This window comes from Mycobacterium toneyamaense (genome assembly GCF_055384815.1).
This window is the reverse complement of the sequence record NZ_AP040333.1, coordinates 3,063,665-3,077,632: the sequence shown is the minus strand read 5'-3', so window position 1 is coordinate 3,077,632 and position 13,968 is coordinate 3,063,665. Positions and strand designations below refer to the sequence as shown.

Genomic DNA, 13,968 nt, shown 5'->3' with positions numbered 1-13,968 from the left:
CCTGGGCGGGACCGCCCGTCAGTAGATGGTCAGCGGCGTGAGGTCGAATTCCTCGAGCGTCTCGCGGACGAGCTCGCGCAGCATGGCCCGGCTGTTCTCGGCCCCCACCTGGTAGCCGACGATGCCGAGGTTCACCCGCCCGTTGTAGCGGCCGGACGCGACCACCAGCAGGCCGCCGGGCCGCTCGATGTCGGCCCGCTTGACCTTCTGCTCGACGCCCCAGCAGTTCAGGAACGTCGCCTGGTTGACGCCGTCCGGGCGGCACATCAGGTCCGGCAGCTCGGCGAAGTTGGAGCACGTCACCGGCATGTCGCCGAGCACCAGGTCGGCCGTCTTGTTCACCGCGCGCAGCGGGATGAACGGCGTCAGCGGCAGCAGGATGAACGACTCGTCCGGCTGCTCCTTGGCCGTCGACAGGGACGTACGCAGCGCGCCCCGCAGATCCGTCAGGTCCTTGGCGACGTGCGTCGGGTCGACGGTGAGGTTGGCGAACGCCATGGCGTTGGCCCGGGTGTCCTCCATCGAGGTCCGGTCGTTGACGGCCACCATGAGCGCAATGTTGTTGTCGTGCTTGCGATGCCGTTCCATCCGCACACCGAGCCGGGCGGCGAACGCCGCGGCCAGGGAGTAGGTGTTGCCGCCGAGCGTGGCGCACTTGGCGTCCCACTGCTCGACGTCGATGTGGGTGCCGGCGAACGGCAGCAGCACGTATTCGTCGGGGTTGCCTGCCGTCACCGCGGGCCGGGTGTCACCGGACTTGGAGATTTCGTGGCGCCTGCGGTGCAGCATCTTGGCGGCGGCCACCACCGTGCGCCGGACCTCGGGCCAGTCCCGCCGCGCCTGACGCAGGTCGGCGCGCAGACCCTGCCAGCGCGTGCGGGAGCCCGGCTGGGCGTAACCCAGATCGCGGCCCTGCCCGAGCACCGACTCCATGATCGCGGCCACCGCACCGGTGCCGTCGATCAGGCAGTGCGACAGCGCCAGCGCGACACCCGTCGAACCGTCGCTGAACTTCTGGACGCCCAGGTGCCAGCCGGGACCGTGCTCCGGATCGATCGGGATCTGCGACCGCTCCTCCAGCCAGTCGGTCAGTTCCGAACGCGGGCGGGCGGTTTCGACGATGTCCAGCGGGCGCTCGACGGCCGGCGCGGCCACCCAGCGGGCCCGGCCGAACGGCAGCGGCGAGCGCTCGATGCGCCGGGCCGCCAGGCTCCGGCCGAAGTTCTCGTGGAAGCGGCGCAGGCCGTCGAGGTCGACGGGTCCTTCGTAGAACCACAGCGCCAGCATGACCTGGACCCGACCGCTGGCCCGGTACGACAGGAAGGTCGCCTCGTCCATGTAGTCCAGACGGTCCTGCGGACGATCCAGTTCCGGGGGCAGCTTGGCGAACCGGCCGCGGCCGGTTCCGTTCGACCGGGTATCAGTGGACAAAATAGACCTGGCCCTTCACTTCGGTTATTCGGTTGTCGAACTTGGGATTACGCGGATTATTCGTAGACCGCGGTGAGGCCGAACTCGGCCAGCGTCCCTTCCACGTGCGCACGCAACGTCGCCTTGGTGTTCTCGGCGCCCGGCTGGTAGCCGATGACCGCCATCGACACCCGGCCCATCAGCTGCATCGAGATGACGGTGAGGATGCCCTTGCGGTGCTCCATGACCGCACGCGGCACCTGACCGTCGACCCCGCGGGCCATGACGTACTCGGCGGGCGTCCCGTCGACACGCGCCAGATCGTCCGGAAGCACACCGAGGTTCGAGCAGAACACCGGGAGCTCACCGAACCCGACCGCGATGTCCGCGGCCTGGATGACGGCCCGCTTCGGGATGAACGGCGTCAGGGGCAGCAGCTCCAACTTCTCGTCGGGCTCCTCGCGCATCTTGCGCAGGGCTTCCTTGATGACCGCCCGCGTCTCCGTCAGATCGTCGGCGACGCCCTTCGGGTTGACGCGGGCATCACCGATCAGCACCGCGTTGGCACGGGTGTCCTCGAGCGTGCGGTCGTTGATGGGCACCACCAGCGGCACCACGCCCTCGGCCTCGCTGAACCGGCCCATCCGCTCGGACAACCGCGCCGCGAACCCGGCGATCAGCGCGTAGCTGTTCCCGCCGAGCGCCTTGGCACGCGCGTCGAACTCCGCGGCGTCGATGAACGCCCAGATCGCCGGCACCAACAGGTTTTCCTTGGCGCTGGCCTCATCCAGGTGGGCTGCCGCCGACTTTCCGGAACGCCGCAGCTCGCTGCGCTTCTGGTAAGCCTGCTTGGCCGCCGACTTGATCGAGCGCCCGAGTTCCGGCAGGTCACGGAACGTCTGGCGGAAATCGGCACGCAACGCCTGCCATGACGACCTGGTCCGCGGCTGCGGCAGACCGAGGTCGCGCAGCTGGCCCGTCACCGACTCGAACACCGTCAGCATGGCACCGCCGCCGTCGCCGATGCAGTGTGAACCGACGAGGCTGACGACCGTGGCGCCGTCGTCGAGCGGCTGCACACCCATGTGCCAGGCCGGGCCGAACTCCGGGTCGACGGGGATCTGCGCATGCTCGTCGAGGAAGTCGCCGAGCTCGGCCCGCGGACGCACGGTCTCGTACACCCGCAGCGGCGCCGGCGGCCCCAGCGATGACACCCACCGGTGCCGGCCGAACGGCAGGATCGACGGCTCGATGCGCCGACCGGCCAGGCCGTGACCGAAGTTGTAGTGGAACCGGCGCAGGCCCTCCATGTCGACGGGATGCTCGTACACCCAGACGCACTGCATGACAGCGGCCTGGCCGGTGGCCCGCAGGCCGAGGAACATCGCCTGGTCGACGTAGTCGAGCACGCGGCTCTCATCACCGTCGTTGTTGTCTGCCAACCAGCGGCGCAACAAAGGCACGCGCGGCGGGCGCGTGGAGGTCGTCACAACTCAGCCCTTCACAGCTCGAATCAGTTCGCTGCGGCAACCGTTGTGGCGCAAGGCTTCCGAACGTCCCGCACCAGAACCGCCGTCGGCGACCCGCAGGTACACCGCGCGCATCGCGTGCAGGTACTTGTCCACCGATTCACGGGCGATGGGGTTGTCCGGGTAGGCGATGGTGACCGAGGTTTCCTTCTCGGAACGGTTCACCCAGATGCCGATCTGGTACGCCGAGCGGGCGTCGCTGTAGACGCGGCCGTTGAGCCGTTCCCACTCGTTCATGATCGCCGGCGACAGCGGCGGCAGGTTGGTGTCGAGGTACGACACCATCGGCACGCCCGGGTCGGCCTTGCGAATGCCCGGCACCTTGCCCTCGGCCAGTTCGAGCACGCGCTCGAACGGGACGTGTGCCAGGTCCATGCCGGCGTCGAACGCCTTCTGCATGGCGCGGGCGGTGTCGCCGAACGACTCCGGCACCACCGGGACGCTGATCGGCACGACGCCGGTGAACCAGCCCGTCGTCATGAACTCGGCCGGGGTGCGGCGCGTCGTGGTCGGGGTGATGACGTTGTAGATCGGCCGGCCGGTCAGCTCGTGCTCGGCGAGCGCCGCGCACGCGATGACGCCACCGATCACGCGGGCACCCGCGGACAGGCAGGCCGACTCGAACCGCTCGGACTGGTGCTTGTCCATCAGCCGAACCGTCAGCATCTCACCGCCGCAGGGCACCGACGGGTCGCCGAGCGGCAGCGGGAAGCAAGGCAGGGTGCCGTCGTTGGCCTCGGCGAACTTGATCCAGTCCTTGACCTCCGGCGACTCGAGCGTCAGCGCCGACGTGAACTCCGCCTGCTTGATGCAGTAGTCGTCGTAGCTGCCGGCGTCGGCCAGCGGGATCGGCGGGGCGCCACTGACGAGAGCCGCGTACATCAGGTGGATTTCGACGAGCACCAGTCCCATCAGCAGCGCATCGGTGTGCACGTGGTCGATGCTGAAGTAGAAGGTGAAGTGGTCGTCGCGCTGGATGATGCCGAAGTGGAAGCAGTCCCACTGCAGCGGATCGGGCGTCGCGAGGACGTGGTCGCGCCACTGCTGCGCGTTCATCTCGCCGTGCTCGGTGGCCACCAGCTTGATGTCGCGCGGGCTCTTCGCCGTCCGGCGGACGACGACGTCGTCTTCCGTCAACTCGAACCAGCTGTGGAACGTGTCATGCCGCCGCACGTAGGCGTTGATGACGTGCGTCATGGCCCGGACGTCGCACTTGCCCGGCATGTCCCATGCGGCGATGTTCAGCCGGGCCATGTCCGTGCCGTTGCGCTCGTGCGAACGGAACGCGCGGATGTGCTGGCTCTGCTGGTAGCTGACCGGCACCGGGCTGACCGGTGCGTTGCGCAGCTTGGCAAGCGATGCAGACGAAGGGTTCCAGGAAGTCAGAACACCCGAGGAACCCATCCAGTCATGGATGGTCCTAATCGCAACCATGTTCACTCTCCTGTGCTTCGGTGAATTCAGCGCGCGGCTTCTGTGACGCCCTACTCTGACCCGTCATGTCGAAATCGCCGTCGAAATCGCCTCCCCCAGGCGTTCTGCCAGTGCTCGGACATTCGTGATGTCCGACGAACCGATCCGGACTCCCGTCTCAGCTTCGATACGTGTCCGCAGTTCCAGCGCCCCGAGCGAATCGAGGCCGTACTCGGCCAACGGACGGTCGGGATCGACAGATCGCCTAAGTATCATAGACATAGCGTCGGTGATCAGGCGCCTCAGACGAGCCGGCCGCTCCTCCTCCGACAGGGCGTGGAACTCCGCGAGGAATTCGCTGGTGCCCGCACCACCCCGCCCGATGTTGGCGAACGACTCCGCAAACTTGCTGGCCTGAGCGAAAGCCACCAGCCAGTCGGCCCCGGCCACCGGCGCGTAGCCGGCGTAGGCGCGGTCGTGACGGATGATCGCGTCGAACGCGTAGGCGCCGTCCTCCGGATCGATCGCCATGGCCTCGTCGGCCGCCATGCCCTGCCCGGCGCCGATCTTGGCCCAGGCACCCCACGCGATGACCGTCGCCGCCAGCCCCTGCGCGCGGCGCCACTGGGTGAACGCGTCCAGCCAGCTGTTCGCCGCCGCATACGCACCCTGTCCGGGCGAGCCCACCATGGCGGCAGCCGACGAGAACGAGCAGAACCAGTCCAGCTCGGACCCGGCCGTCGCCTCGTGCAGGTGCCACGCGCCGTACACCTTCGGCGCCCAGTCGCGTTCGATCAGCTCGTCGGTGATGTTCGGCAACGTCGCGTCCTCGACCACCGCGGCGCCGTGCAGCACGCCGCGCAGCGGCTTGCCGGTCGACTCGGCCGCGGCGACCAGACGCGCGGCGGTGTCGGCGGCTGCGATGTCACCCAGCACCACCTCGACCTCGGCGCCCTTGCTCCGGACGGCCTCGATGGCCTTCGCGGTCGCCGCACTCGGCTCCGAACGCGCGTTGAGCACGATGCGTCCGCAACCACCCGCGGCCAGCTTGTCGGCCAGGAACAGGCCCAGGCCACTCAGACCGCCGGTGACGATGTAGGAACCGTCGGCCCGGTACACCGGAGCGTGCTCGGGCGACAGCACCGCCTCGAACTCCCCGGTGTGCGGGATGTCGAGCACGAGCTTGCCGGTGTGGCCCGCCGCGCCCATCACGCGGATCGCGGTGGCGGCCTCGGCCAGCGGGTAGTGCGTCGTGTCCGGCACCGGCAGCACACCGTCGGCGATCTGCCCGAAGATCGTCTCGAGCATGCCGCGCGTGATGTCGGGGTTGGTCAGCGTCAACAGCGCCAGGTCGAGCGCGTAGAACGACAGGTTCCGGCGGAACGGGAACAGGCCCATCCGGGTGTCGCCGTAGATGTCGCGCTTACCGATCTCGACGAACCGGCCACCGAAGGTCAGCAGCTCGACACCGGCCTTCTGCGCCGCACCGGGCAGCGAGTTCAGCACGACGTCGACGCCGTAGCCGTCGGTGTCGCGACGAATCTCCTCGGCGAAGGCGGTGCTGCGCGAGTCGTAGACATGCTGGATTCCCCAGCTGCGCAACAGGTTTCGACGATCTTCGCTACCGGCGGTGGCGTAGATGTCGGCGCCCGCGGCCCGCGCGATGGCGATGGCGGCCTGGCCCACACCACCGGTGGCGGAGTGGATCAGCACCTTGTCGCCGGCCTGGATACGGGCCAGGTTGTGCAGGCCGTACCACGCGGTGGCGTGCGCACTGGGCACCGCCGCCGCGCTGCCCTCGGGCAGGTCGTCCGGAATCTTCACGGCCAGGTTGGCGTCGCAGGTCACGAACGTCTTCCAGGCACCGGTCAGCGAGATGCCCGCGACCCGGTCGCCGATCTGATGATCGGTGACACCCGGGCCGACCGCAGTGACCACACCGGCGAAGTCCGCGCCCGGCTGCGGCAGCCGGCCCTCGAAGCTCGGGTACCGGCCGTAGGCGACCAGCACGTCGGCGAAGTTGAGGTTGGACGCCGCGACCGACACCTCGATCTGGCCCGGTCCCGGAGCGACGCGCTCGTACGCCGCCAGCTCCGCCGACGACAGGTCACCGGGGGTCCGGATCTGCAGCTGCACACCGTCGGTCTCGGGCCGCACGACGGTGGTGCGACGTTCCTCGGGCTGCAGCTGGCTCAGGTTCAGGCGCGCGGTGTACCACTCGCCCGACCGCCAGGCCGTCTCGTCCTCTTCGGAGCCGGACAGCAGTTCGGCGGCGACGTGCGCCACGTCGGCCTGCACGTCGAGATCGATCTGCGTCGGCCGCATCGCCGGGTACTCCATGCCGATGGCCCGGATGAAGCCGCGGATGCCGCCCTGCTCCAGGTTGGCCACGTCGCCCGGCGCCACGGTGCGGGCACCGCGGGTGAGCACGTACAGCCGCGCCGGCTGGCCCGGCACGTCCGGCAGACCCCGCACGATGTGCACGAGCTGCTCGACCTGCGCCACGCCACGCTGTGCGGTGGACAGCGACGCCGAGGCCGCCGGGCCGTCGGGGGCACCGGTGACGACGACGACGCCCTTGAACGGCTTGGCCGTCAGCGTCTCCTGCAGCGACTCCAGGTTGGACGCGTGGTCGGCGTCGGCCGGCCACGCCATGGTGGAGACGTCGGCCTCGTCGGACTGCAGCACCTCGGAGAGCTTCTCGGTCAGGCTGTCCGCGTCGGCGGCGGCCGAGATCAGCAGCCAGCGACCCGGATCGACCACGTTGGCGACGGGCGCGTCCTGGCTGCGCCACTCGATGTTCAGCAGGCGCTCATTGAGCAGCCGCTCGCGCTGGCCCTCCTCCGACACGCCGGTGCCGAGCCGCAGGCCGCTCACGGCCAGCAGCACCGCGCCGTTCTCGTCGAGCACGTCGATGTCGGCTTCGACCGCGGTCGGCGAGAGGCTGACGAGCTTGACGTAGCAGTAGTGCGCGTTGCGGGTCGACTCGTAGGCCCGCAGCTTGCCGACGCCCAGCGGCAGCATCAGCGCGCCGGTGGTGTCGCCGTGCAGATCGGGATGCGCGGCCACCGCCTGGAAGCAGGCGTCGAGCAGTGCCGGGTGCACGGTGTAGGCGCTCTGCTGCGACCGGATGGCACCGGGCAGCGCGACCGCGGCGAGCACCGTGGTGCCCGCGGTCGTGTGCGCAGCGGTCAGACCGGAGAACGCCGGGCCGTACTGGATGCCCCGCTCGGCGAACCAGGCACGCAGGTCACCACCGTCGACGTCTTCGGTGTGGGCGGCGACCAGCTTGGCCAGGTTGTAGCTCGGCCGGGAGGCGTCGTCTTCGATGGCGTGCAGCGTCGCGGCCGCACGGCGCACCTGCTCGCCGTCCTGGTAGGTCTCGACCAGGAAGTCGATGTCGCCCGACGGGACGGCCGTGGCGACCGCCGACACGGCGGTCTCCTCCTCGAGCAGCAGCATGGCCTCGAACGACACGTTGCGGACCTCGGAGGCCTCGCCCAGCACCTCGCGGGCCGCGCCGAGCGCCATCTCGCAGTACGCCGCACCCGGCAGCGCCGCGACGTTGTGCACCTGGTGGTCACCCAGCCAGGGCTGCACGCCGGTGCCCACGTCGGACTGCCAGACGTGCCGCTCGGGCTCCTCCGGCAGCCGCACGTGTGCGCCGAGCAGCGGGTGCACCGCCAGTGACGCACCGCCGGGGGCCTGCTCGTGCGGATCACGCGTGAGGATCAGGTGGTTGCGGGTCCAGGTCGGCAGCGGTACGTCGACCAGCACGCCGTCCGGGTAGATCACCGAGAAGTCGATGGCGGCACCGGCGGTGTGCAGATCGGCGACGACATCGCGCAGACCGTTCGGCACGTCCTGTTCGCGACGCATCGCGGCCAGGGCGGCGATGCCGATGTCCTGGTGCGCGGCGTTCTGGTTGACCGCGTGCACCAGCAGCGGGTGCGGGGCCAGCTCGATGAACACCCGGAAGCCGTCGTCGAGCGCGGCCTGCACGGCCGCACCGAAGCGCACGGTGTGGCGCAGGTTGTCGACCCAGTAGTCCGCGTCGTAGTCGGCGGGGTCGCGCGGGTCGTACTGCGTCGCCGAGTAGTACGGCACCGCCGGCTCGTCGGGCTCGAGGTCCTCGAGGGCTTCGGCGAGCTCGTCGAGGATCGGGTCGACCTGCGGGGTGTGCGACGCGACGTCGACGGCGACCTCGCGGGCCATCACGCCACGCTCGTCCCATTCCTTGACCAGGGCGCGGATGGCGTCCTTGTCACCACCGACGACGGTCGACTGCGGCGAGGCGACGACGGCGAGCACGACGTCGCTGACGCCGCGGGCGCCCAGCTCGGAGAGCACCTGCTGGGCGGGCAGCTCCACCGAGGCCATGGCGCCCGAGCCCGACACCTTGAGCATCAGGTTCGACCGGCGGCAGATCACCTTCACGCCGTCTTCGAGCGACAGGGCGCCGGAGACGACGGCGGCTGCGGACTCACCCATCGAGTGGCCGATGACCGCGCCGGGCTGCACACCGTAGGACCGCAGCGTGGCGGCCAGCGCCACCTGGATCGCGAACACGGCGGGCTGGATGCGGTCGATGCCGGTCACCGTCTCACCGGCGGTGATGGCCTCGGTGATCGAGAAGCCCGACTCCGCCTCGATGAGCGGTTCGATCTCGGCGATGGCGGCCGCGAATGCGGGCTCGGCCGCCAGCAGGCCGGCGCCCATGGCCGCCCACTGCGAGCCTTGACCCGAGAACACCCACACCGGGCCGCGGTCACCCTTACCGGCCGCGGCCTGGTACGGGGTCTCGCTGTCGGCGACGTCGCGGAGCGCCTGGATCAGGCCGGCGGCGTCCTCGGCGAGGACGGCAGCGCGCACCGGCCGGTGGGCGCGGCGCCGCGCGAGTGTGTAGGCGGTGTCGGCCAGGTCGAGGGCCTCGCCCTGGGCGGCGGCCCAGTCGGCCAGTTTGCCGGCGGTGCGGCGCAGCTCCTCGGCCGAGGTGGACGACACGGGGAACAGCAGTTTGCCGCCGAGCCCCTGTCCTTCGGACCCGACGACGCGCGGCGACGACTCGGCCGGCGCCTGCTCGACGACGGCGTGCACGTTGGTGCCGGACAGGCCGTAGGCGGACACGGCGGCGCGGCGCGGGTGGTCGGCGGTAGCCGGCCACGGCACGAGGTCCGTCGGCACGAACAGCCCGGTGTCGATGGCCGCCATCTCGGCGGGCATCTCGTTGAAGTAGAGGTTCTTCGGCACCACGCCGTGCTGCAGGGCCAGGACGGTCTTCAACAGACCGACCGCACCCGACGCCGACTGCGCATGCCCGACGTTGGTCTTGACCGAGCCCAGCACGACGGGCCCCTGCTTGCCGTAAACCGTTGCCAGACTTGAGTATTCGATCGGATCGCCGACGGGAGTTCCGGTGCCGTGCGCCTCGATGTACCCGACGGTGGCGGGATCGATGGCGGCGAGGTCCAGCGCCCGCCGGTAGACGGCGACCTGGGCGTCCGCGCCCGGGGTCGCGATGTTGACCGTGTGGCCGTCCTGGTTGCTCGCCGTGCCGCGGATGACCGCGAGGACGCGGTCGCCGTCGCGCTGCGCGTCGTCCAGGCGCTTCAGCATGAACATGACCGACGCCTCGGCGGAGACGAAGCCGTCGGCGGCGACGTCGAAGGCGTGGCAGTGGCCGGTCGGCGACAGCATGCCCTGGGCCGAACCCGAGGACATCTTGCGCGCATCCAGCATGATCGACACACCGCCGGCAAGGGCGGCGTCGCTCTCGCCGTCGTGCAGGCTGCGGCACGCGTTGTGGATGGCGAGCAGGCTCGACGAACAGGCCGAGTCGACCGTGTACGACGGGCCGTGCGCACCCAGGTGGTACGAGACGCGCCCCGAGGCCAGGCTGAAGTTGTTACCGGTGAAGCCGTACGGGCCCTCGATGGCGTGGGCGTCGGCGGCCAGCAGCTGGTAGTCGCCGTGGGTCATACCCACGAAGACGCCCGTGAGCGAGCCGGCCAGGGTGGCGGGATCGATGCCCGCGTGTTCCACGGCCTCCCAAGAGGTTTCGAGGATCAGGCGGTGCTGCGGGTCGATCGCGGTGGCTTCACGGTCGCTGATGTTGAAGAAGTCGGCGTCGAAGCCGGCAACGTCATCGAGGAAACCGCCCCACTTGGACACCGACCGGCCGGGCACGCCGGGCTCCGGGTCGTAGTACTCCTCGGCGTCCCATCGTTCCAGGGGAACCTTGGTAACCAGGTCGTCACCGCGCAGCAGGGCTTCCCACAGCTCGTCCGGCGAACTGATGCCGCCAGGAAGCCGGCATGCCATGCCGATGATCGCGACGGGTGTCGTCGGTGACCCACCCACTTAGTTACCGCCTCTCCGTGCAGTCCGGCCCGACCCCGACACGCAGTGCCGGGTGGCTTTGCAGACCGCGCTCAAAAATCTCCGCGAAATCGTCTTTGCCGCGTTAAACAAACTGGCTCGAAATCCTACCGGGTCAAATTAACTGATCCGCCGATTCGGGGCTACCCGTTTCGGTCGAATCGCTACCAGGTGACCGTCAGCAGCGGATATCCGCAGCACACTCGCCGCGGAAGACCCAACCCGCCCGGCGCGCCGTTGCGCAGGGGTTTGGTTCGGAGCCTTTTCGAACCAGCCACGGGCCGGAAGCATAGCGGTCCGTAGCGAACATCGTTCACCCCAGCACCGTGCGCACGCGGACGCCGCGACAGGGCAAATGTTTGCGTGGATATGGTTATTGAAATTCGAGCAACACAATGAAAATCGCAGAACTACAGGCTGTGGCCATAAAATCGTATTGTCGGCAATGATCGATACGCATGGTATGAAATATCGGGTGTGACGAACTCCGCTCGATACGGGCAAAAAATCAACATGCCCGACATCTGCGCGTATTCGAAAGTCCGGTGCTGAGGGCGGTCCGCATCGCCTCCGATGCGGCCGCATATCTCGCGCGCGCAAACTCCGTCAGCCCGCAACCGGGGCCGGATCCGCGTACGGCGCACCGAACTCCGCGACCCGGCAGAAACCGTTGCTGCGCGCCTGCGCAGCACCGTGTCGCACCATTGCCCCAAGTGCTACGAAACCAGCCTGATCCGCAACCATCAGCGGCGTCAACAGGCGGTTATGCACGAAGCCGAAAGCCAGGCCGCGATCGGGATCGGCCCAGCCGAGCGACCCGCCGAGGCCGACGTGGCCGAACCCCGGCATGAGGCCCGGGAACGGCAGCCCGTGATAACCGAGGTTGAAATCCATCGGCAGGCCGAGGCCGAGGTCGGGGAACACGCTGCCGGTCCCCCGCAGCTGCGCGACGGTACCGGCCGACAGGAACCGCAGGCCGTCCATCTGGCCGCCGTTGGCCAGTGCGCCGTACACGCGGCCCAGCGCACGCGCCGTGGCCACGCCGTTGGCGCCCGGCATCTCGGAATCCAGCAGCGGCGTGTCACCCTGGGCCATCGACCGCATGCCGGTGAAGTACATCGAGCCGAAGCCGCCAGAGAACGGCAACTTCGCCACGTGCGGCGCCACCACGTCGAACAGCGGATTGCGGATGCGGAACTGCGGGCCGATGATCTGCGCCGGCTGCGTGGGCGCGTCGGCGGCCGGCCGGCCCAGGTGCAGACCGTCGATGCCGAGGGGCTCGGCGAGCTCGGTACGGAACAGCTCACGCATGCTCTGCCCGGTCACCGCGCGGGCCAGCCCGGACAACAGCCAGCCGTAGGTGATGGCGTGGTACGCCGGTCGCCCCTTCATCCAGCTCATCGGTGCCGCCGCCAACCGCTGCTCCATGAGGCGGTGGTCCATCAGCTCGTCGCGCGTGGCGCCGTTGAGCTGCGACAGCCCGGCGCGGTGCCGCATGAGCTCGCGCACCGTCACGCCGGCCTTGCCGTTGGCCGCGAAGGCCGGCCAGTACTCGGCGACGGGCACGTCGTAGCCGATCAGGCCCCGATCGGCCAGGCGGTGGATCACGGTCGAGGCCAGGCCCTTGGTCGCCGAGAACACCATGGCGCCGGTGTCCGCGTCCCACCGCCGGGTGCCCCACCGGTCGGCCCACCCCGTCCACACGTCGACGACGGGAACGCCGTCGAGGTACACCGAGAGGGCGCCGCCGCCCAGGAATCGGCTGGGGAACATGGCGGAAAAGGCCCGCACCACAGTTGCGAAACTCGGGTCAGCGGCACCGTGAACACCCTGCGGAAGAGGTCCGCCGGCGGACCGGAGAGGCGCGACGTTGCGCTCCCGGCGAATTGCGTTGGTCATTACCAAATGATGACGTGCGCCTGCCGCAGATCATCTCCGACGTTATCAATCTGTTAGCTAAATAGTCTGGATACACAGGTTGGGCGTGTCCGGCATATCCACTTCAAGATCACACTTACGCCGGCGTAACCCGTTGCGGAGTCATCGCCATGATCGCGAATCCAGAGGTCCGACCACCAAACCTGGCACTATTTCGATAGCCGAATTGCCATGATCGCGTTTCGCCCGCAACTCGGGCCGGCGGCTGGTCCGTCCCGAATTTCGTTTCGCCAACGGCCCGCCCGAATACCCGGCAGGCCGGTTCCGATATTGCGCCGGCAAACTCGCCCGCAATCTCGGAACGGGCGCGGCAGGCGTCAATTCGCGAGGTCGATGATGCGCTGTGCCGCCAGCGCCGGCGTCAGCTCACCCTCGCGCACCTGGCGTTCCACCTCGTCGCGATTCGCCTTGACCGCCGGATTCGAGAGCACCCGGTCGAGCACGGTGTCGCGCACCATGGTCCAGGTCCAGTCGACCTGCTGGGCTCGCCGCCGCGCCTCGAATTCGCCTGCGGCACTGAGTGTTTCACGATGTTTGAGCACGGTGTCCCACATCGCGGCAAGACCGTCGCCGGTCAGTGCGCTCATGGTGAGCACCGGCGGCCGCCACAGGGTGTCGCGCGGATAGATCAACCGGATCGCCCCGGACAGCTCCCGCGCCGCGGCCTTGGCTTCGATGGCGTGCTCGCCGTCGGCCTTGTTGACCACGATGACATCGGCGAGCTCCAGCACGCCCTTCTTGATGCCCTGCAGCTGGTCACCGGTGCGGGCCAGCGTCAGGAAGACGAAGGTGTCGACCATGTTGGCCACCGTCACCTCCGACTGGCCGACGCCGACGGTCTCGACCAGCACCACGTCGTAACCGGCCGCCTCGAGCAGCACGATGGTCTCGCGGGTGGCCTTGGCCACCCCGCCGAGCGTGCCCGATGTCGGCGACGGCCGGATGTAGGCCTCCGGCTGCACGGCCAGCTGCGCCATCCGGGTCTTGTCGCCGAGGATCGACCCACCGGTACGGGTCGACGACGGGTCGACGGCCAGCACCGCGACGCGGTGTCCGCGCTCGATCAGGTGCATACCGAGCGCTTCGATGGTCGTCGACTTGCCGACGCCGGGGACGCCGGTGATGCCGACGTGCAGCGCGCTGCCCGCCTCTGGTGTGAGCTCGAGCAACAGCTGCTGCGCGGCATCACGATGGTCGGCCCGGGTGGACTCGACCAGCGTGATGGCACGCGACAGCGCCGCCCGGTCGCCGGCGCGGATCCTGGCTGCGAGTTCAGGCACCGGGGCCGTCATGCCCGCCC

General features: G+C 69.2%; 6 protein-coding genes. All 6 read right to left on the bottom strand.

All coding sequences use genetic code 11. From position 1 onward, the window contains the following. Window positions 1–18: 18 nt before the first annotated feature. Window positions 19–1,431: a hypothetical protein gene (locus tag ACZ5IQ_RS14895; protein WP_318984605.1), complete on the bottom strand. Its 1,413-nt coding sequence runs from the start codon at window positions 1,429–1,431 to the stop codon at window positions 19–21. 56 nt (window positions 1,432–1,487) lie between these two features. Continuing rightward, window positions 1,488–2,900, bottom strand: a complete 1,413-nt coding sequence (locus ACZ5IQ_RS14890) for a hypothetical protein (protein WP_464479994.1) — start codon at window positions 2,898–2,900, stop codon at window positions 1,488–1,490. Window positions 2,901–2,903: 3 nt separating this feature from the next. After that, complete coding sequence (locus ACZ5IQ_RS14885; RefSeq protein WP_318984603.1) at window positions 2,904–4,373, bottom strand: condensation domain-containing protein; 1,470 nt, start codon at window positions 4,371–4,373, stop codon at window positions 2,904–2,906. 63 nt (window positions 4,374–4,436) lie between these two features. Then, window positions 4,437–10,712, bottom strand: coding sequence for a sulfolipid-1 biosynthesis phthioceranic/hydroxyphthioceranic acid synthase (gene pks2, locus ACZ5IQ_RS14880; protein ID WP_464481406.1), 6,276 nt, complete (start codon window positions 10,710–10,712; stop codon window positions 4,437–4,439). A 624-nt stretch (window positions 10,713–11,336) separates the two neighbouring features. Then, window positions 11,337–12,629: an esterase/beta-lactamase LipL gene (lipL, locus tag ACZ5IQ_RS14875; protein WP_061000834.1), complete on the bottom strand. Its 1,293-nt coding sequence runs from the start codon at window positions 12,627–12,629 to the stop codon at window positions 11,337–11,339. Between the two features lie 356 nt (window positions 12,630–12,985). Next, window positions 12,986–13,960 carry a methylmalonyl Co-A mutase-associated GTPase MeaB gene (gene meaB / locus ACZ5IQ_RS14870; protein ID WP_061000836.1) on the bottom strand — a complete coding sequence of 325 codons (975 nt, stop codon included), beginning with the start codon at window positions 13,958–13,960 and terminating at the stop codon, window positions 12,986–12,988. Between the last annotated feature and the right edge of the window lie 8 nt (window positions 13,961–13,968).